21 protein-coding genes are annotated in these 19,462 nt (G+C 75.6%); 14 read left to right on the top strand and 7 right to left on the bottom strand.

What is annotated here, in order from left to right; translation table 11 throughout:
• From C8D89_RS19700 to C8D89_RS19690, 3 genes are all read left to right on the top strand, one after another.
• A partial coding sequence (locus C8D89_RS19700) for a hypothetical protein (RefSeq protein WP_243418249.1) occupies positions 1-352 on the top strand: 352 nt, incomplete at its 5' end.
• 227 nt (positions 353-579) lie between these two features.
• Positions 580-984 (top strand): hypothetical protein, encoded by a 405-nt coding sequence (locus C8D89_RS19695; protein WP_207787321.1) that lies wholly within the window; start codon positions 580-582, stop codon positions 982-984.
• Between the two features lie 220 nt (positions 985-1,204).
• Entirely contained in the window at positions 1,205-1,501 is a 297-nt protein-coding gene (locus tag C8D89_RS19690; protein ID WP_116709818.1) for a hypothetical protein, read from the top strand.
• A gap of 67 nt (positions 1,502-1,568) precedes the next feature.
• Here the strand turns inward: C8D89_RS19690 and C8D89_RS19685 are convergent, their stop codons facing one another.
• Together C8D89_RS19685 and C8D89_RS29840 are read right to left on the bottom strand one after the other, a co-directional pair.
• Entirely contained in the window at positions 1,569-3,287 is a 1,719-nt protein-coding gene (locus C8D89_RS19685) for an MFS transporter (RefSeq protein ID WP_207787320.1), read from the bottom strand.
• A 96-nt stretch (positions 3,288-3,383) separates the two neighbouring features.
• Positions 3,384-4,079 (bottom strand): hypothetical protein, encoded by a 696-nt coding sequence (locus C8D89_RS29840; protein WP_207787319.1) that lies wholly within the window; start codon positions 4,077-4,079, stop codon positions 3,384-3,386.
• Positions 4,080-4,318: 239 nt separating this feature from the next.
• On the opposite strand from C8D89_RS29840, the gene C8D89_RS19675 reads away from it, so the two are divergent.
• The gene (locus C8D89_RS19675) at positions 4,319-5,809 is read left to right on the top strand and encodes a WS/DGAT/MGAT family O-acyltransferase (RefSeq protein WP_165825812.1); all 1,491 of its coding nucleotides are present in this window, start codon (positions 4,319-4,321) and stop codon (positions 5,807-5,809) included.
• The gene (locus tag C8D89_RS19670; RefSeq protein WP_116709815.1) at positions 5,806-6,570 is read left to right on the top strand and encodes a methyltransferase domain-containing protein; all 765 of its coding nucleotides are present in this window, start codon (positions 5,806-5,808) and stop codon (positions 6,568-6,570) included. The genes C8D89_RS19675 and C8D89_RS19670 overlap by 4 nt, the downstream gene beginning before the upstream one ends.
• On the opposite strand, the gene C8D89_RS19665 is transcribed toward C8D89_RS19670, so the two are convergent.
• From C8D89_RS19665 to C8D89_RS19655, 3 genes are all read right to left on the bottom strand, one after another.
• Complete coding sequence (locus C8D89_RS19665) at positions 6,518-7,174, bottom strand: phosphatase PAP2 family protein (RefSeq protein ID WP_116709814.1); 657 nt, start codon at positions 7,172-7,174, stop codon at positions 6,518-6,520. The two genes, C8D89_RS19670 and C8D89_RS19665, sit on opposite strands and share 53 nt — an antisense overlap.
• A gap of 177 nt (positions 7,175-7,351) precedes the next feature.
• Positions 7,352-7,993 carry a sortase domain-containing protein gene (locus tag C8D89_RS19660; protein ID WP_116709813.1) on the bottom strand — a complete coding sequence of 214 codons (642 nt, stop codon included), beginning with the start codon at positions 7,991-7,993 and terminating at the stop codon, positions 7,352-7,354.
• A gap of 3 nt (positions 7,994-7,996) precedes the next feature.
• Positions 7,997-9,238: an excalibur calcium-binding domain-containing protein gene (locus C8D89_RS19655; protein ID WP_133251979.1), complete on the bottom strand. Its 1,242-nt coding sequence runs from the start codon at positions 9,236-9,238 to the stop codon at positions 7,997-7,999.
• A 183-nt stretch (positions 9,239-9,421) separates the two neighbouring features.
• On the opposite strand from C8D89_RS19655, the gene C8D89_RS19650 reads away from it, so the two are divergent.
• The 6 genes from C8D89_RS19650 (at position 9,422) to C8D89_RS19625 (ending at position 14,996) form a co-directional block, all read left to right on the top strand.
• On the top strand, positions 9,422-10,312 hold the full coding sequence (locus tag C8D89_RS19650) for an aldo/keto reductase (RefSeq protein WP_116709811.1): 891 nt from the start codon (positions 9,422-9,424) through the stop codon (positions 10,310-10,312).
• Between the two features lie 112 nt (positions 10,313-10,424).
• A complete protein-coding gene (locus C8D89_RS19645) occupies positions 10,425-11,084 on the top strand; it encodes a hypothetical protein (protein WP_116709810.1) in 660 nt (219 codons plus the stop codon).
• A gap of 73 nt (positions 11,085-11,157) precedes the next feature.
• Positions 11,158-11,763 carry a class F sortase gene (locus C8D89_RS19640; protein ID WP_165825811.1) on the top strand — a complete coding sequence of 202 codons (606 nt, stop codon included), beginning with the start codon at positions 11,158-11,160 and terminating at the stop codon, positions 11,761-11,763.
• A 373-nt stretch (positions 11,764-12,136) separates the two neighbouring features.
• Entirely contained in the window at positions 12,137-12,979 is an 843-nt protein-coding gene (locus tag C8D89_RS19635) for an alpha/beta fold hydrolase (RefSeq protein WP_116709808.1), read from the top strand.
• 7 nt (positions 12,980-12,986) lie between these two features.
• Positions 12,987-13,514: a dihydrofolate reductase family protein gene (locus tag C8D89_RS19630; protein WP_116709807.1), complete on the top strand. Its 528-nt coding sequence runs from the start codon at positions 12,987-12,989 to the stop codon at positions 13,512-13,514.
• Positions 13,515-13,760: 246 nt separating this feature from the next.
• Positions 13,761-14,996: a S1C family serine protease gene (locus C8D89_RS19625; RefSeq protein ID WP_116709854.1), complete on the top strand. Its 1,236-nt coding sequence runs from the start codon at positions 13,761-13,763 to the stop codon at positions 14,994-14,996.
• A gap of 15 nt (positions 14,997-15,011) precedes the next feature.
• On the opposite strand, the gene C8D89_RS19620 is transcribed toward C8D89_RS19625, so the two are convergent.
• Complete coding sequence (locus tag C8D89_RS19620; protein WP_243418248.1) at positions 15,012-16,349, bottom strand: LCP family protein; 1,338 nt, start codon at positions 16,347-16,349, stop codon at positions 15,012-15,014.
• A gap of 256 nt (positions 16,350-16,605) precedes the next feature.
• On the opposite strand from C8D89_RS19620, the gene C8D89_RS19615 reads away from it, so the two are divergent.
• Positions 16,606-16,860: a hypothetical protein gene (locus C8D89_RS19615; protein WP_116709805.1), complete on the top strand. Its 255-nt coding sequence runs from the start codon at positions 16,606-16,608 to the stop codon at positions 16,858-16,860.
• Positions 16,861-16,879: 19 nt separating this feature from the next.
• Here the strand turns inward: C8D89_RS19615 and C8D89_RS19610 are convergent, their stop codons facing one another.
• Positions 16,880-17,254 (bottom strand): DUF2795 domain-containing protein, encoded by a 375-nt coding sequence (locus tag C8D89_RS19610; protein WP_133251978.1) that lies wholly within the window; start codon positions 17,252-17,254, stop codon positions 16,880-16,882.
• A 149-nt stretch (positions 17,255-17,403) separates the two neighbouring features.
• On the opposite strand from C8D89_RS19610, the gene C8D89_RS19605 reads away from it, so the two are divergent.
• Together C8D89_RS19605 and eccB are read left to right on the top strand one after the other, a co-directional pair.
• Positions 17,404-17,895 carry a hotdog fold domain-containing protein gene (locus C8D89_RS19605; RefSeq protein ID WP_116709803.1) on the top strand — a complete coding sequence of 164 codons (492 nt, stop codon included), beginning with the start codon at positions 17,404-17,406 and terminating at the stop codon, positions 17,893-17,895.
• A gap of 115 nt (positions 17,896-18,010) precedes the next feature.
• The gene (gene eccB / locus C8D89_RS19600; protein ID WP_116709802.1) at positions 18,011-19,462 is read left to right on the top strand and encodes a type VII secretion protein EccB; all 1,452 of its coding nucleotides are present in this window, start codon (positions 18,011-18,013) and stop codon (positions 19,460-19,462) included.

Genomic DNA, 19,462 nt, shown 5'->3' with positions numbered 1-19,462 from the left:
CGTGCTGAAGAAGCTTGGTCTGGTCACCCTCGGCGTCTCCGCCGGCCTCGTGGCCGTCGCCCCGATCGCCTCCGCCCACGAGTCGGACCACTCCGACCGCCACCACGGCGACGACTCGTCGAACTGCAACGTCGTCGGCGGCGAGGCCGAGGCCAACGGCGGCATCGACGGCGACGCGTTCCTGGGCAACGCCCTCGTGCAGGCCCCCATCGGCGGCAACAACGCGGCCAACATCGTCTGCAACGACATCCTCAACGGCAACCTCAGCGGCAACGACGTCGCCGTGGCCATCGGCGGCGATGCCGCGACGCTGCCGGAGTTCCCCGAGGGCCCCGACCTCCCGGTCTCCTAGGCCCCTCTCCGCGTCATCACGACCGCGCTCGGCCCGGCCATCGCATCGGTGGCCGGGTCGACGTGTGTCCGGGGCGGGCGACCCACGGATCCCTCGTTCGGGCGCTTCACCGGATCGGGAGGTAACAGGTCCGTCACGCCCTCGTTGGGCCGTCCGAGCGTGGGAACCGCGCGTCATCCGTGTGGCCCACGTCCGCTCCCCTGACAACCATCACCAGGAGTTCTCTCGTGCTGAAGAAGCTTGGTCTGGTCACCCTCGGCGTCTCCGCCGGCCTCGTGGCCGTCGCCCCGATCGCCTCCGCCCACGAGTCGGACCACTCCGACCGCCACCACGGCGACGACTCGTCGAACTGCAACGTCGTCGGCGGCGAGGCCGAGGCCAACGGCGGCATCGACGGTGACGCGTTCCTGGGCAACGCCCTCGTGCAGGCCCCCATCGGCGGCAACAACGCGGCCAACATCGTCTGCAACGACATCCTCAACGGCAACCTCAGCGGCAACGACGTCGCGGTGGCCATCGGCGGTCCGGCCGCCACGGCGGACGAGGAGGACGCGACCGACGAGGACGCGACCGACGAGGACGCGACCGGGGGCACCTCGGACGTGCTCAGCGACCAGACCGCCACTTTCTGACGACCCCCGCAACCGACGACGGCCCGGCCACCGCACGGTGGCCGGGCCGTCGTCGTTCTCGGACAGGAGTTCCGCGGAGTTGATCCCTCGATCGGGTGGCTCTGCGGTCCGGAGGTCACGAGGACGTCACGCCGTCGTTGGTCCTGGGAGGCGTCGATGCCGCTGTCACCCCCGGTCGGTCCGACGCCGTGCTCCCCCGAACACACCCTCAGGAGTTTCCGTGCTGAAGAAGCTGGGTCTCGTCACCGTCGGCGTCACCGCCGGCCTGATGGCCGCCGCGCCGCTCGCCTCCGCCGAGTCGCACGTCGACGAGAACAACAACGTCACGACCGAGACCAACAACATCGGCGTCGACGCCGGCAACGTCATCGGTCAGGGCAACGGTCAGGGCAACACCTTCAACGGGGTCGAGGTCCCCGGCTTCCCGGACGCCCCCGAGCTGCCGCCGCTCCCGTCGGTGGGCGACCTGCTCCCCGAGGTCCCGAGCCAGTTCGAGCTCCCGAGCGTCCCCGCCTGAGGCTCCGCGCACGTCCCGGGCCCGGTCCACCCCCGCGGTGGGCCGGGCCTTTGCCGTGGACGCCCTCTCAGCGCCCGGCCGGCACCGACGGGGCCGCGGAGGTGGCCGTCGGAGTCCCCGCCGGCTCGGTCGCCGCGCCCTCGGGCACGACCACCACGGGGCACGGCCCCTGCGTCCAGAGCGCACGGTCGGTGCCGGGTGCGGCGAGGGCGGCGAGCGCTCCTCCGCGCGGCGGGCCGACGACGACCGCGCGGGCCCCGCGGCTCCACGCGAGATCCGCGAGCGCGGCACCGACGTCGCCGTGCCCGCCCACGGGCGCCAGGGTCTCGGCGGTGACCCTGCCCCCGCGTCCGAGGGCCTCGCGGACGGCGGCGACCGAGCGGTCGAGGGCGAGGTCGGAGTGGCCGGCGTCGTCGGCGGTGGCACCGTCGACGACCGCGCTCCCGGGCACGTGCACGACGATCACCGGGGCGTCCACCAGCGCCGCGAGCCGGCCCCCCGTGGCCGCGACCGCCGCCGCGTGCGCCGCGGCGTCGACGGCCACGAGGACGGGGGCGTCGGTCACCGCCGAGGCGGTCTCGGGGGGCACCGCGACCGCCCCGGTCTCCACCGCGCGCAGCAGCCGGTGCGCCGTCGCGAGGACGAGCCCGCCCACGGTGACCACCACGGCCCCGACCCAGAACGGTGTCCCCGGGACGAAGGCGTCGGCGAGGATGCCGGCGATCCACGGTGCGAGGCCGCCGCCGAGGAAGCGCACGAAGCTGTAGGACGCCGACGCGACCGGCCGCTCGACGGGGGCGACGGACATGACGGCCTGCGTGACCAGGGTGTTGTTGAGGCCGATCATCGCGCCGGCGACGATCACCGCGCCGATCACGACGCTCGGGGTGTCGTTCCACACCGCGATGACGAGCAGGTCGACGGCCAGCAGGCCGAGCACGACGTAGAGCACGCGCACCGTGCCGAAGCGGCGCTCGACGGCGGGCGCGACGAACACCGCGAAGATCGCCACGAGCACGCCCCAGGCGGTGAACACGCCGCCGAGGCCCAGCTCGGAGAGACCGCCCATCGAGTACGGCGAGTACGCGAGCAACGTGAAGAAGCCCCAGTTGTAGGCGAACGCGGTGAGCGCGATCGTCGCGAGGCTGCGGTGGCGCAGTGCCCGGACCGGGTCGAGGAGCCCGATCCTCGTGGCGGGCTTCGGGGTCTTGTCGAGCAGCACCAGCGTCGCGATCAGCGCGATCGCCATGAGCACGGCGACGCCGAAGAACGGCGCGCGCCAGCTCACCGAGCCGAGCAGGCCGCCGACCAGCGGCCCGAGCGCGATGCCGACGCCCAGCGCGGTCTCGTAGAGGATGATCGCGCCCGCGAACCCGCCGCTGGCGGACGCGACGATCACCGCCAGCGAGGTGGCGATGAACAGCGCGTTGCCCAGCCCCCAGCCGGCCCGGAAACCGACGATCTCGCCGATCGAGCCCGAGGCCCCGGCCAGCGCGGCGAAGACGACGATGATCACCAGGCCGGTGACCAGGGTGGCCTTGGCGCCGATGCGGCTGGAGACCCAGCCGGTGACGAGCATGGCCACCGCCGTGATCAGCAGGTAGCTCGTGAACAGCAACGAGACCTGCGCCGGCGTCGCGGCGAGCTGCTGGGCCAGCGCGGGCAGGATCGAGTCGACCAGCCCGATGCCCATGAAGCTGACGACGCACGCGAACGCCACGGCCCAGACGGCCCTGGGCTGGCGGAACGGGCTGCCGGTCTGCGTCCCGGCGACGGGGGTGCTCACGACTGTCCTCGGGTCGGTGCCGTCACCGGACTGTTGTATCACCCTAACTAACTTGTGCGTGAGTGATCGCTGCCGCAGCGGGGCCCGCGGCCGGGGTCAGGAACCGAACGAGAGCAACGACGGCGAGGGCGACTCGCCGAACGAGAGCAGCGAGGTCGCCCCGGACACGGTCTGGCCGAGGCCGCCGACGACACCGCCGACCAGTCCCCCCTCGCGACCGCCGCCGGACCCGCCGGACCCCGACGAGCCGCCGGAGCTCCCGGAGCCGCCGGAGCCGCCGGAGCCGCTGCCCGGGCTCCCGGCGTCGTCGCGATCCACCGCACCGCCGGCGGGGTCACCACCGGATCCACCACCGGAGCCGCCCGAGGAGCCGCGTGCGGGGGCGCCGGCGTCGCGGGCACCCGCGGTAGCGCGGTCCGCGCCGCCCGCGCCGGCGCTGCGCCGCGGGGTGTCGGCGTCGCCGCTCCCCGCGGTCGGGGCGGTCGAGGCGGACGAGGCGGACGAGGCGGACGAGGTGCGGTCGGGCCGGGCCGGGTCGGCGGCCGGGTCGCCGCTCGCGGCGAGGCCGAGCACGGTGACCGGCGCACCCGGCACCGGCGGAGCAGCAGGCAGGGCCGCGGGAGCCCCACCCGTCCCACCGAGGGTCGGGGGCGGCAGCGGCGCGTCGGTGGCGACGGGGGTCATCACCACCGAGCCGACACCGATCGCCCCGACGGTGGCGACCAGCGGGAGCGCACCGAGCGCGACCCGGGCGCGCGCCGACGAGGACGCCGCCATCTGGTGCCTACCCATGTCTGGACTCCCCGTCCGTTCGCGCGATCCGAGGGCGCCACCGAACGGGTGACTACTCCTCCGAACCGCTCAACGGCCGTGACCGCCGGAGGTTACGCAGTCCCGGAGGCTGCGCTTGAGTCCGTCGATGAGGTGAACCGCACCGTCCCCCGACGCACCCCGCACGGACGGCCGGTGGCCGGGGCAGGATGCGGTGCGCACCGGGCGACGCCCCGGCGGTCGACGAGGAGGTCACCACCGTGAAGCAGCTGTCGGGCCTGGACTCGGCCTTCCTGGACCTCGAGGACGACCACCAGTTCCTCCACGTCAGCCAGCTGCTCATCCTCGAGCGGCCCCACGCCGACTTCGAGCCCTTCCCGGCGTGGCGGCGCCAGCTCGCCGACCGGCTGCACCAGCTCGAGCCGCTGCGCCGGCGGCTCGTCCAGGTGCCGTTCGGACTGGACCACCCGTACTGGATCGCCGACCCGGACTTCGACCTCGACTTCCACGTCCGGCACAGCGCGGTGCCCCCGCCCGGCACCGACGAGCAGCTCGACGAGCTCGTCGGGCGCCTCGTCGCCGCGCCGATGGACCGCGACCACCCGCTGTGGGTGTCCCACGTGATCGAGGGCCTCGCCGGGGAGGAAGGCGGGGCCGACCGGTTCGCGATCCTGACGATGATCCACCACAGCACCGTCGACGGGGCCGCGGGCGCCGACCTGCTCGAGCTCATGCTCGACGACGTCCCCGACGCCGAGCCGCCCAGCCACGCCGGGCAGTGGGCGACCGAGCCACCGCCGTCCACCGCCGTGGTCCTGGCCCGCGCGGCGGTCAACGGCGTGCGCCGCCCGGCGCGGGGCCTGGTGCTGGCCGCGCGGGCGGGGCAGAGCCTGGCCCGCGCGTCCCGCAACCCGGCGGTGATCGACCTCGCCGACCGGGTGCGCGGGAGCCTGCGCGGGCGGGTGGGCTCGGTGCTCAACATCGGCCGCGAGCGCGACCCCGACCAGGACCTGCCCAGGCTCCCGCCGCTGGTCACCCCACCCACCCCGTTCAACGCCCCGGTCAGCCGGTACCGGCGCTTCGCGCACCGCTCACTGCCGCTGGCCGAGGTCAAGGCCGTCGGCAAGGAGGCCGGCGCGACGATCAACGACGTCGTCGTCGCCCTGTGCAGCGGCGGGCTGCGGCACTGGCTGCTCGACCGCGGCGAGCTCCCCGACCAGCCGCTGACCGCGATGATCCCGGTCTCGCTGCGCGAGGGCGGCGAGGACGAGCAGTGGACCAACCGGGTCTCCGCGACCGTCGCCGCGCTGCCCACCGACGTCGAGGACCCGGTCGAGCGGCTGCGCCTCGCCCACGACGGGCTGCGCGTGGCCAAGCAGGTGTTCGCCGCGCTGCCCGGCGAGCTCAGCCCCGACGCGGCCGGGCTGGGCGTCCCGGCCACGGTGAGCGCCGTGAGCCGCGCCCTCGCCCGCTGGAGCGCGGTGACCCCGGCGCCCTTCAACCTCGTGATCTCGAACGTGCCGGGGCCGCGGGAGCCGCTCTACCTCGGCGGCGCGACGATGCGTCACTACATCCCGGTCTCGGCGATCGCCGACCCCGTCGGCCTCAACGTCACGGTCCAGAGCTACGTCGACCAGCTCGACATCGGCCTGCTGTCCTGCGCGGAACTGGTGCCCGACCTGCCCGACCTGGCCGACGCGATCATCGGCGAGTTCGACGCGCTGCGCGCCACGGTCCGGAGCGGCGGATGAGCGCGGTCGACCGCCTGGCGCCGTTGCTCACGGTGCCGGTGCCCGCACCGTCGGGCGAGGCGTGGCTCGACCTCGTGAACGGCCGGCCCGGCTCCCGCGGGCGGGTGCAGGACTTCTGGGAGTCCGGCGGCGGTGCCCGGGTCTACGACCTCGTCCTCGCCACCGGCGACCGCGTGCGCCAGCGGCTGCCGCGCTTCGCCGCGGGCGGGCTGGTGCGCGATTTCTACGCCGTCGACCGGCGTCTCGACCTCGTGGGCGGCGAGACCGTCCTCGACCTCGCCTGCGGGCAGGGCACCCACACCCGCCGGCTCGCCGACGCGGTCGGTCCCTCGGGCCTGGTGGTGGGCGCGGACCTCTCCCCGCCGATGCTGGACCGGGCGGCCCGGGCCGTCCGCGCGGACAACACGGTGCTGGTGCGCGCGGACGCGATGGACCCGCCGCTGCGCGACGACACCGTCGACGCCGTCTCGTGCTCGCTGTGCCTGCACCTGGTGCCCGACCTCGACACCGCGCTCGCGCAGATCGCGCGGGTGCTCAAGCCCGGCGGGCGGCTGGCCGTCGCGGTGCCGGGGCAGGGACCCGGGCCGACGCGCGTGGTCATCGAGCTGCTGGGCCGTGCCGCCCAGATGCGGGTGTTCGGGCGCGGCGAGCTCGCCGACGCCCTCGTGCGCCACGGGTTCGTGCGGGTGCGCACGCTGTGGGAGTCGGTCATGCACATCGTGGACGCCGTCGCCCCGGGAGCAGCGCCGCCGCGAGGCTGAGCACCCCGGCCGTCGCGGCCACCACGCCGAGCGCGGCGACGACGTCGCTGGGCCGGTGCCAGCCGGCGACCATCGTCGCCACCCCGGCGAGGCCCGTGACCCCGACGGCGGCGAGCGCGGCGACCGGCCGGAGCGCGCGCGGCACGACCAGCACGAGGGCCAGCCCCAGCGAGGCGACGAGGGTGACGTGCCCGCTGGGCAGCGAGTTGCCCTCGGCCGACTCCGGCCGGACCAGACCCGCCTTGAGCGCCTGGGTGACGAGCTGGGAGCCGAGCACCAGGCCCACCACGGTGACCGCGCGCCCGCCACGGCCCCGGGCGAGCGCGACGCCCGTGAGTACGAGCACGGCCAGCGCCACGGACGGGATGCCGACCAGCTCGAGCACCGTGAGCCCCTCGGTGCGCAGCCCGACGCCGGTGGCGGCGCGCAACACCGCCTCGTCGAGGGCACGTCCCCGGGGATCGAGCACGGCGAGCACGTACGAGCCGACGACCGTCGCGGCGCCGAGGACCACGGCGAGCACCGCGACGACGATCCCGCCCGCGCGCCGGCGCGGCGGTGCCTCGATCAGGGGCACCGTGGGTGCGGTCGCGAGCGTCGTCATGGTCCCGACGCTCCGCCCGGCGGTTGTGGCCCGCCTGACCCGGACCTGTGCGGAGCCTGAGAAGTGTCAGCCGTGGGCCATCGCTGACGCTGGACGTCCGTATCGCCACACGCTCGAAAACGCCGGCGGCCGGGCCCCCGCCGCGGGGACCCGGCCACCGGGTGGCGCCGGACGCGCCTACGCCCGGTAGGCCTCCACCGCGTGCCCGAAGACGATCACGTCGTCCTCGTAGCTGCGCACGTCGGAGTCGAACGCGCCGCCGCAGGTGATCAGGCGCAGCTCGGCGCCCACGGTCGGGCCGTAGACCTGGGCGGTCGGGAACGCGTCCTTGTCGACCTCGTCGACGCGGTCGACGGCGTAGACCACCGTGACCCCGTCCTCGCGCTCGATCACCACCTGGTCGCCGGCCTCGACGTCGGCCAGCTTCGCGAAGCCGCCGTCCACGCCGCGGTAGTTCACGTGCGAGGCGTAGACGGCCGGACCGCGCTCGCCGGGAGCCGCACCGCCCTGGTAGTGGCCGACGGTCATGGCGTCCGTCGGCACCTCGAGGCGACGGTCCTCGGTCTGGCCGAGTTCCGTCAGCCGCCGGGTGTCCACCCCGATCGACGGGATGCGGAGGTTCGTCGTGCGGGCGGGCTCCAGCGGGAGCGCCACCGCGGTGCGGTCGGCCGGCAGGTCGGCCGAGGCGGGGCCGACGCGCTGCGACGGGTCGCCCGACAGGTAGGCCACCACCGCGAGCAGCGCGAGGACGACGAGGATGCCGATCGTCGCGCGGGTGGTGCCGCTGGTGCCGGTGTCCTTCTGCTCGGTGACGGCCACGTCTCAGCCCTGCCGCGCGAAGCGCCGGACGAGGACCAGGCCCGTCAGGCCGAGCCCGGACAGCGCGCCGGCCGCCAGCGCGACCTCGGCGCCCGTGGCGGCCGAGCTGTCCGCGCCCGTGCTGCCGTCGCCGGTCGCGACCCCGCCGACGGGGTAGCTGTCGTACTCGACGTACTCCACGTACTCGACGTACTCGACGTACTCGACGTCGTCGTGGTGCCAGTTCCGCTCGCAGGCCTCGCCGTCGTTGTCGCCGTCGAGGTTGAACGGGTCGGAGTAGTCCCAGGCGAGGATGGCGTTGGCCTCGTCGTAGGTGACGTCGTCGCAGTTCACGTCGTACTGCTTGTGCCACCAGCCCCAGTACTCGTGGGGCACGTGCGCGGGCGGGTTGCTCGGGATGGGGTTGCCCGGGGTGGGCAGCGCCTTCAGCAGCTTGTTGATGAGGTCGAGCAGCCCGCCGACGATCGTGGTCGGGTCGAACTCGGTGAAGTCCTCCGGCAGGGCGCCGCAGAAGGACTCGAAAGCGGCCGCCAGGTCCTCGGCGCCCTGCTCCGGCGCCGGCACGGAACCGGCGAGGTAGGCGCACGCGTCACGCGGGCTCGCGAAGACGCCGTCAGCCGGCAGCTCGGGGATCTCGAGGTTCTCGAACGGCAGGCCACCCTCGGTGAGTGGCGAGGGCACGTTCGTGAAGTCGATCCCCGGTCCGCTCGCCCCCTCGACGAGGTCCTGGACCAGTGCGGCCGGGTCAGCGGAGGTGAGCGCGGACGGGCCGATCAGCGCCCGGGCCGTCGACTGCTGGGTGCCGATCTCCTCGGGGCTCCGCGTCGTCTGGTCGGCGGACGCGCTCGCCTCGTCGGCGGTCGGGTCGGGGGTCTCCTGGGCGCCTGCACCCGCACCCACCGCCCCGCCCGCGCCACCGGACCCTCCACCCGTGGCGGGCGTCCCCGAGGACGGGTTGCCGCCGGACGGCAGCCCGTCCGTCGTGGTGGTGGGCGCCGCCGTCTCGGGGGTGTCCGGGGTCGTGGCGGCACCACCGGTCTCGTCCTCCACCGCCGGAGAGGTGGTGAGCGGGGCCGTCCTCTGCGGAACACAGGTCCCGGCCGTCCATCGACCGCCGGCCGCCTCGCACGCGTCTTCCGACGTCGGCACCGGCGCCGCGAGCGCCAGGCCCGGCGCCATCACCGCCAGGCCCACGCAGCCGGCCAGCACGACCGCGGCGCTGCGGCTGCTCCGTCGACCCCTCATCCTCGCTCCTCATCGGGTCCTCGCGGCCGAGCGCGTTCGGCCGTCACGCCGAGTCGTCGCCCGGCGAGTGATCGCCGTTAGCGATACGGGGGCGGCCGGAGCTGAGCGGAACCTGAGAACACCCGTTCGGGGCAGTGGCGGCCGACCTGCCGGTCGGGGCGCCGTGTGCTGGGGTGACGGACCATGACGACCGTCAGCGCGAGCGACGCCGGCACCCTCCGCCTCGCGGGCCGGGAGGTGCCGCGGATGGGCTTCGGCGCCATGCGCCTGCCCGGGCCCGGGGTGTGGGGGCCGCCGCCGGACCGCGACCGGGCGATCGCGGTGTGCCGCCGTGCGGTCGAGCTCGGCGTTCGCGTGATCGACACCGCCTGGTACTACGGCACGCCCGACCGCGACGTCGCCAACGAGGTCCTCGCCGAGGCGCTGCGCCCCTACCCGGACGACCTCGTGTTCGTCACCAAGCTCGGCGGGCGGCGTACCGACGACGCCGGGTGGGCGGCGGCGCTGCGTCCCGAGCAGCTGCGCAAGGGGTGCGAGCGCGATCTCGCGGTGCTCGGGGTCGAGTCGGTGCCCGTGGCGCACCTGCGCTGGATCGACGACGGCGGCACGGACGTCGTGCCGTTCTCCGACGCGCTCGGCACCATGATCGAGCTGCGTGACGAGGGCAAGATCGGCGCGATCGGGCTGAGCAACGTCGACCTCGACCAGGTGCGCACGGCCCAGCAGCACGTCGAGGTCGCGACCGTCTCCAACCTCTACAGCCCGCTGCAGCGCGACGACGACCCGGTCGTCGACCACTGCGACGCCGCCGGCATCCCCTACCTGCCGTTCTTCCCGCTGGCGGTCGGTGCGGTGGCCGACCCGGGCGCGGTGCCCGACCTGGCCGCCGACCTCGGGGTGGCGCCTGCGCAGGTCGCGCTGGCGTGGCTGCTGCACCGGTCGGCGTGGATGCTGCCGATCCCCGGCACGGGCGACCCCGCGCACCTCGAGGAGAACGTCGCCGCGGGCTCGCTGCGCCTGCCGGACGACGCCCTCGCGCGCCTGGACTCCGCCGGACGTCCCGCCGGCACCTGACGCGCGGTGTACTCGTCCGTGCCCTGCGCGTCACGTCTCCGTTAGGTCGATCGGGGGAGTCGCCGCCGGTCGACGCCCCGGGAGACAACGGCGAGGACGGGGCGGTCGGGGAATGGCGAACGGACGTCGGCGCGGGGTGACGGCGCTGGTCGGGCTGGTGGCGGCGGGGATGATCTCCACGGCCGGGGTGGCGTCGGCGGCCGGCCCGCTGGATCTCTCGGACCCGGGCGGCAGCATCGGCGACCTCGTGGGCGGCATCGTCGACACCCTGACCGGCGCGCTCGAGGGCGGCGGCGGGGTGCCGACGATCCCCTCGGTGCCGGGCGTGCCGACCCCGCCCACCACGACGTCGCCCACCACCTCGTCGCCGACCGCGTCGCACGACCACGACACGACCCACGTCGTCGTCGTGCCGCCGGCGATCTACGGGCCGGGCAGCACGCACTACCACTACGTCGCGCCGGCCGTGCCGGCGTGGGACCTGGACTGCTGGGACTTCGCGGACACCGCCGACGCGCAGGCCGTGCTGATCGCCGACCCGTCGGACCCGCACAACCTCGACGGCGACAACGACGGTCAGGCCTGCGACTGGGGCGTCGGTGGGCCGCGCGAGTACGCCGGCTACCCGGTCGGTGGCATCGCCGCGGGTGACGGCTCGGGCTCCGGCCCGACGCCCGGCCAGGTGATCTTCCTGGCGATCGCCGCCATCGGCGCCGGCGCGGGGGTCGTCCGCGGCCGCCAGATGGTGGCCACCCGCCGGGCGGCCGGCTGACGTGGCGGCTCCGGAGGTACCGCTCGAGGCACCGCCGCGGGGCGCGTCCCGCCGAGGGGGCATATTCAGCGGCGTGACCGGACGCCTCACCGCTTTCGTCCTCGCCCTGCTCGCCATCGGGGTCCTGGTGTCGCTGGTGCAGGGCGGCGGCGGTGACGGGCCACGGAGCACGTCGGTGCCGGTCGCGGAACGCGTCGCGGTGCCGGTCCCGCTGCCCGCGGCCCCGATCAGCGGCGTCGACGCGCCCTCGATCGGGCTGGCCACGGACGACACCACCGACCTCGGTCTGCGCGACGACAACTCCCTCGACGTGCCGCGCCGCGCCGGGACGATCGGCTGGTACCAGCGCAGCGCGAGCCCCGGCGAGGTCGGGCCCGCGGTGCTGGCCGCGCACGTCGACTTCCGCGGTGAGGCCGGCGCGTTCGCGCGCCTCGATGAGATGCGCCCCGGCGACACCGTCGAGGTGCACCGCGAGGACGACACGACGGCCGTCTTCACCGTCGACCGCGTGGAGCAGTACGCGAAGGACGCGTTCCCGACCGAGGCGGTCTACGGGCCGACCGACGACGGCCAGATTCGGCTGATCACCTGCGGTGGCGTGTTCAACGAGCGCACCGGCAGCTACGAGGACAACATCGTGGTCTTCGGGCACCTCGTCGAGGCCTACCGCCCGGCCTGACCCAGTCCTCGGTGACGAAGTCCGCGCCAGGCGCGGACTTCGTCACCGAGGCAGGGCGAGGGCCGCGCGAAGCCGGGGGGAGACTCCACACGGCCCTCGCGGTGCACCGGCCGGAGCCGGTGGTCCAGCGGCGTCACGCGACGCCCGGGAGTTGCGGGGTGCCGAGCCCGTTCACAGCCTGCGCCTCCGCGCCGTCGATCGGCGTGAAGTGCGCTCCCCGGGTCCTTGATCGACGGAAGGACACGGGGACCTCGCGCATCAGGTGCCGGCGCAGCCGGCCGTCGCCCTCGGCCGCCACGACCGGTTGCACTTGACAACCACTCGCGCGGTCCGCTTCCCTACCGGTGGCGAAAAGCAACCAGAGGAGGTCGGGGTGCTGATCGACGTCGACGAGGGCGTGCAGCTCGACGTGGAGGTGCTCGGGGACGACGGCACCGCGCCGGCGGTGCTGCTGATCGCCGGCGGGGGCTGGTCGCGGGACTGGTGGGACGACGACCTCTGCGCGCGGCTCGTGGACCGCGGTCGCCGGGTCGTCCGTTACGACCAGCGCGACACCGGGGCGTCGACGTCCTGGCCCGCGGGCGCCCCGGGCTACACCGGGGCGGAGCTGGTCACCGACGCGGTGGCGGTGCTCGACGCCGTGGGGGTGGAGCACGCGCACGTCGTCGGCCTGTCCGCGGGGGGCGGCACGGCACAGGAGCTCGCCCTGACCCACCGCGGGCGCGTCGCGGCCCTGACCCTGATCGCCACGAGCCCGATCGACCCGGACGTCGGCGAGCTGCCGGGGCCGACGCCCGCGGCCGCGGCGGTGTTCGCCGACGAGGGCCCGGGCCCGGACTGGTCGGACCCCGACGCCGCGGCCACCGCGCTGGTCGAGGCCGAGCGGCCCCTCGCCGGCCCGGGCGCGTTCGACGAGAAGAGGATCCGGGCGATCGCCGAGCGCGTCGTCGCCCGCAGCCGCGACCTCGCCGCGAGCACCACCAACCCATTCATCGTCGCGTCCGGGACCGCGGGACCGACCGCCCTGGGCGAGCTGGCCGGGCTTGCCGTGCTCGTCGTCCATGGCACCGCCGACCCGCTCTTCCCCGTCGAGCACGGCCGCGCGCTCGCCGCCGCGATTCCCGGCGCCCGGCTGCTCGAGATCGAGGGCATGGGTCACCAGCTGCCGCCCGAGCCCACCTGGGACCGGTTCGTCGACGCGCTGCTCGAGCAGTGAGGACCCGATGACGAAGGTGATCTACTCCGCGACCGCGTCCCTCGACGGCTTCGTCGCCGGCCCGGGTGGCGACATGCGCTGGTTGACCGAGCACCTCGGCGGCGAGAACGCCGCGGCCGACCGGCTGCTCGCTCGTCTCGGCGCGCTCCTCGTCGGGCGCGTGACCTACGACGGCGACGACCCGAACGCCGGCACCGACGCCGAGGGGGCCTTCGGCGGGCAGTACGACGGGCCGGTCGTCGTGCTCACCCACCGTCCCCCCGCGAACCCGCCGACCGGCGTCGAGTTCGCCACCGACCTGGTCACGGCGGTCGACCGCGCAAGGGTTCTCGCCGGCGATGGCGACGTCAACGTGCTCGGGGCCGACGTCGCCGCGCAGTGCCTCGACGCCGGCCTGCTCGACGAGGTGCTGCTGTTCTTCGCCCCGGTGTTCCTCGGCGACGGCACCCCCGTCTTCCGGCGACCCGGCGGGCGACAGGTGCGTCTCGAACGCCTGCCCGGCGAGACCGAGCACTGGTACCGCGTCGTGCGCTGATGTGGCCGAACCCGTGGTGTTCTCTCAGCAGACCCGCAGGTACGGCGCAGGGTGGGCACAGGGCGCCGTCCGACCCTGGTCGACGTGAGCGACACCAGCCCCTCCTCCCCGTCCGGTCCGCCGCGCCCCGCGAGCGGGTACGGCGCCGGCACACTGCCTCCGGGTCGGTCCGGGGAGCCGACCGGCGGCCTCCCGACGGCGCCGCGCGGATCGGGCCTCGGGCGCCCCGCGGGTAGCCCCTCCGACATGACGACCCCTTCCGACCGTCCGGGCGATCCCTGGTCCCGCGCCGAGGGTGCGGGACCGCCGGGCCCCCCGGCCACGCCCGGCCCGGCCGCGTCGCCCGGCCCGCCCTCCGGCCGCCCCCGCCGGGGCCGGCCGGTCGCCCTCGTGGCCGGCGCGCTCGTCGCGACGCTGGTCGCGGGCGGTGTCGGCGGCGTCGTGGGCTACCAGGCCGCGTCGTCGAACGGCGGCGGCTCCACCTCGGTGCTGTCGGCCCCGAGTGGCTCGAACGAGGCGCCCGCCGCGCCCGCGCCCCCAGGATCGGTCGAGCAGGTCGCCGACACCGTCCTGCCGAGCGTCGTCCAGTTCCAGGGCCCGTCGGGTGAGGGCTCGGGCGTGGTCATCTCCGCCGACGGGCTGATCCTCACCAACGCCCACGTGCTCCAGGCGGGCCAGCCCGCGCAGCAGTCGCCGCTCGGCCCCGCGCCCGGTCAGCAGAGCCAGCAGGGCCTCACCGCCGTCTTCCAGAACGGGGTCGAGGCGCCGGTGCAGGTCGTCGGCACGGCCCCGAGCGCCGACCTCGCCGTCGTCCGCGCCCAGGGCGTCTCCGGCCTCACGCCGGCGACGCTCGGCGACTCCTCGCAGCTGGACGTCGGCCAGGAGGTCGTGGCCGTCGGGTCCCCGCTGGGCCTGTCGGGCACGGTGACCTCCGGCATCGTCAGCGCCCTGCAGCGCCCGGTCGCCACCGGCGGTGCGCAGAGCGGGCAGGCCACGGTGCTCGACGCGATCCAGACCGACGCGGCGATCAACCCCGGCAACTCCGGCGGCGCCCTGGTCGACATGCAGGGCCGCGTCGTCGGCATCACCTCGGCGATCGCGTCCCTGGGCCAGTCCTCGGGCGGGCCCTCCGGGTCGATCGGCCTGGGCTTCGCCATCCCGATCAACCAGGCGCAGCGGATCGGCAACGAGATCATCAACCAGGGCTACGCGACCCGGGCGGTCCTCGGGGTCGGCGTGACCGACGGCCCCGACGGCGCCGTGCTCCAACAGATCGCTCCCGGCGGCCCTGCGGCCGCGGCCGGCCTCCAGCAGGGCGACGTCGTGACCCGGGTGAACGACCGCCTCATCCAGGACGCGGACAGCCTCGTCGCCGCGATCCGGTCGCAGAACCCCGGCGAGACGGTGACGCTGACCGTCGTCTCACCGGGTGGCCAGCCCCGCCAGGTGCCCGTGACCCTGGGCTCCGAACGCGCGGACTGACGCGAGGCGCGCCGGTCAGGTGACGCAGCCGGGCGCGGCGGCGGTGATCGGCGGGGACGAGGATGCCGGCGGCGCGGCCGTCGTCGTGGTCCCGTCCTCGCCGTCGGTCTCCTCGTCGGACCCCTCCCACGAGGGCGCCTCGTCCGACGAGGACACGTCGTCCGACGAGGACGCCGAGGACACCAGCCGGTCCTGCCGCTCGCTGATCGAGGCGTCGGAGGCATCGGCCTCCGGGGGGCCGGTGAGGGCGGCGATGGCGGCGGGGTCACCGGCGTCGGCGGCGATCGCGGTGCGGACGAACGAGCGCACGGCGGCGGGGTCGACCTTGACGGCGGTGCCGTCGTACGGCGTGCTGAGCTGGGTCGTGCCCGTGGGGATTGTGCGGAAGGTGACCGCCCCGGCCGAGAGCCCCTGCATCTGCCGCGCGAAGGCGAGCACGTCCCATCCGGCGTCGAGGGTGACCGACCGCGAGACGGCCTCCGTGATCCGCGACAGAGCGAACGGGTCGGTGAGCGTGCCCGCCGAGAGCAGCGTGTCGGTGGCGCCGGCGAGGAACACCTGCTGGCGCGCGATCCGGTCCAGGTCGCCGCCCGGGAGCCCGTGGCGCTGGCGGACGAAGGCCAGGGCCTCGGGCCCGCTGATCTCGTGCCACCCGGCGGACAGCGACAGGCCGGTGTAGGAGTCCTCGGTCGGCGCCCGCAGGCAGACCGGCACACCGCCGATCGCGTCGCTCATGTCGGCGAACCCGGCGAGGTTCACGGCCGCGAAGTGCGCGATCTGCAACCCCGTGAGCCGCTCGACCGCGCCGATCGTCGCCCGCGCGCCCGCGGCCTTCGCGGCGCGCACCACGGCGGGATCGTCGGGCGACCGCGGGGCGGCGGCTCCGGCGGCGAAGAGGCTCGTGCTCCCCGTCGGTCCGTCCGAGCCGGTCAGGGCCTCGGTGGTCCGCGCCGACGCGCGGGACCACGCTGAATTGATCTTGTGTCGGCCCAGACCCTGCCCCAGGTCGACGTAGGCGTCGCGCGGGATGGAGATGGCCGTGGCCCGCCCGCCACCGGCCGGGACGTGCACGACGGTCAGGGAGTCGGCGGTGCCGCCCCCGGAGGAGCTGTCGCCCGCGTTGAGCGCGGCGAGGACCTCCTCGGGCAGCGGGTTGCCCTGGGCGTCGGTCCGGGTGTCGAGGCCGACGAGGAGGATGTTCTGCTCGGCGGCCGGCGGTGGCGTCGGGCTGTCGATGACGGCGGCCGACGGCGTGGACCGATCCAGCGTGCGCAGTTGGACCCACCCCAGTGCCGAGGCCGCGAGCACGGCCACCGACAGCACGCCCAGGGCGACGCGAGCGAGCAAGCGCACACGCCGTGCAGGACGATCGGAACGGATCACCCACTCAGCGTTCCCGCTTGTCGCGCCCTCGTCACCTCTCAGCGCAGGGCATCTCAGATCGGAACACTCGGGCGGTATCGCCTGGGCCGGATGGGGGTTCACAGCCGGCGCACAACTGCGGCGAACGGCGCCGGTGCCCTCACGTGTCGCGCCGGCGCTAGGACGTCCACACGGTCCAGGTCCAGCGGATTTGTGCGTGGGGGGCGGGTCGAGTAGACCCACATGCATGCGGGCGCAGCGCTGGGTCGCCGAGGTCGGGCCGGAGAACGCGTCGTTCCTGGCGACGCGCAGCCGCACGGCGGTCCTCGCCTCGGAGTACCGCCCGCGCGACCTCGGCGACGGTCGCGTGGCCTACGACGAGCGCTCCCTCGGCGCCGCGCGCGAGCTCTCCGAGGAGGAGGAGGGCGCGATCACCGACGACGGCGACGGCCTGCGCGTGTGGATCGGCGACGACGCCTTCGACCTCGTCGAGCAGCTCTGAGCCGCGCCCGGCCGGGGCGTCAGGCGACCGGCGTGGACGGCACCGGGCGGCGCCCCGGGGTGCGGACGGCCGGGCGCCCGGCCACCGGCGACGGACCGCGGCGGGGTGCGACGCGCGGCGACGGCGGGGGCGGCGCCTGCCCGACGGCGGCGACGGGGCGGCCCGCGAGCACCGCGGTGACCACGGCGGCGATCTCGGCGAGCGAGCCGTAGCGGCGCTCCGGCAGCAGCTCCAGGAGCCGCCGGGTGGTGGTGTCGACGCCGTAGAGGTCGCCGGCGGTGAGGACCTGCCAGCGGCGGGCCGGGAAGACCAGGTCGTCGAGCACGGCGGCCAGCACGGCACGCAGGCCCTCGGGTGCCGGCGGGGGCACGGCGCGTTCGGGTCGAGGGGTCATGGGTCCTCCCGGCGGGGCGGGCGCACGGTTGCGCGCCGTCGAGATTCCCCGAACGCTCATTCGTCAACCACCGCGTCACTGCTGCGTGGGGGATCGTCCGACGACGCACCGGCAACCGCCCCTTGCTACCGCCGGGTAACCTGCGTGGCGTGAGTACTCCGAGCGTCCTCGGCACCTGGCGCCGCTTCTCCGGCTCGTGGCCGGGCCGCCTCCTGGTGAGTGCCGCGGTGTGGCTGCGCGCGCCGTACTTCCTCACCGCGGCGCCGGTGATCCGCCGCCTCGAGCCCGGGCGATCCGAGGTGTCGCTGCGCAACTGGTGGCTCGTGCACAACCACCTCGGCACCGTCCACGCGATCGCGTCCTGCAACCTCGCCGAGTACGCGATGGGCGTGCTCGCCGAGGCCACGGTGCCCTCGACGCACCGCTGGATCCCGCGCGGGATGAGCGTGCAGTACCTGGCGAAGGCCGAGACCGACTTGCACGCGGTCGCCACCTTCCCCACCCCGCCGGCCTTCGCCGACGAGCGCGAGGACGTCGACGCCGACGTGGTGATCACCGACGCGCAGGGCCGCGAGGTCGTCCGCGCGACGATCACGCTGCGGATCTCCCCGCGCCCGGCGCGCGCGTCCGTCGCCGCCTGAGGTCCGTCCGGGTCCCGCAGCGAACGCGCTGTTCGCTGCGTCTACGCGCACGAACCGCGCGTTCGCTGCAACGGGGCCCGCCACCCCGGCCCGGCGTGCCACGATCCGCGGCGAGATGCCCGCCCCGACGACGACCTCCGACCAGGTCCACGCCCACCGCTTCGGGTCGCGCCGGCTCCAGTCGGCGCTGGTCCGGCGCCAGGCCGTGCCCGGCGCCGACCCGCTGCGCTCGCAGACCCGCGCCACGCTCGCCGGCGTGGTGGTCGCCGCGCTCGCGCTCGGGGTGGCCGCGGTGTGGGGGCTGCTCGACCGGCCCACCGACTGGCGCAGCGCCGGCATCGTGGTGGCCGAGCGCTCGGGCGCGCTCTACGTGGTCGTGCACGGGCCCGACCGGCTGGTGCCGGTGCCCAACCTCGCCTCGGCGCGCCTCGTGCTCGCGGGGCTCGCCGCGGCCGGCGGGCCGGCGGGCGACCCGGCACCGGTCGAGGTCAGCGAGACCGACATCGCCGGCGCGCCCCGCGAGCGCGGGGTCGGCATCGTGGACGCGCCGCCGCTGCCGCCCGCCGGGGCGCCCGTGCCGCCGGTGTGGTCGGTGTGCGACACCGGCAGCCCCCGGCCCGGCGCGGCCCGCCCGTGGGAGCAGCCGCGCGTGTGGACCACGGTGCTCGCCGGCTCCTCGGCCCCCGCCCGTCCCCTGGACCCCGGGCGCGGGCTGCTGCTCCGCGACCGCTTCGACGGCACCTGGCTGGTCCACGACGGCGTGCGCTCGCGGCTCGACCTGCGCGACCCGGCCGTGGTCGTGGCGTTCGACCTCGCCGGGCAGCTTCCGCGCCCGGTGAGCACCAGCCTGCTGAACACGCTCGTCGAGGGGCCGCCCGTCACCGCCCCGGTCATCGCCGGGCGCGGCGAGGTCCCGCCGGGCGGGCTGCTGGCCGGCGAGCCCGTCGGCGGCGTGGTGCGCCTGGTCGGTCCCGGGACTCCCGACCGCTCGTACGTCGTGCAGCGCGAGGGCGTGCAGGAGGTGCCCGAGGTCGTCGCCCGCCTCGTACGGCTCTCGGACCCCGACCGGGCGCGGGCCGCGACGCCGGCGCCGGTCGTGTCGCCGGGTCAGCTGCGGCCGTTGGGCACCGCCCGGGGGATCGCCGTGAGCACCTACCCCGACCCGGTGCCGCGCGCGGTGCCGATGGCCGAGGCGCCGACCACCTGCGCGAGCGCCGACGGCGCCGGCCCGGTGCTGCTCACCGTCGGCACGTCGCCGCCGGCGACGGCCACCACGCCGGTGACGCTGGCCCAGGCCGACGGGTCCGGCGATCGGGTGGACGCCGTCTCCGTGCCGGGCGGCGGGGTGACGGTGCGCGCGGTGCCGGTCGGCCGCCCGGACGCGCCGGGCAGCCCGACGGTGATCTCGGGCTCGGGGACGGCCTCCGCGGTGCCCGACCCGGGGACGGCGACGGCGCTCGGGCTCGGCGAGGTCTTCCCGCCCGCACCCGAGGCGGTGGTCGGGCTGCTGCCCGCCGGGCCGGTGCTCACCGTCGCCGACGCGCTCACCCCCCTGCCCGCGGGCTGA

The organism is Actinomycetospora cinnamomea, from assembly GCF_003096675.1.
Classification (GTDB): Bacteria; Actinomycetota; Actinomycetes; order Mycobacteriales; family Pseudonocardiaceae; genus Actinomycetospora; species Actinomycetospora cinnamomea.
The sequence above is the reverse complement of the archived record's forward strand: the minus strand, read 5'-3'. Positions and strand labels throughout refer to the sequence as shown.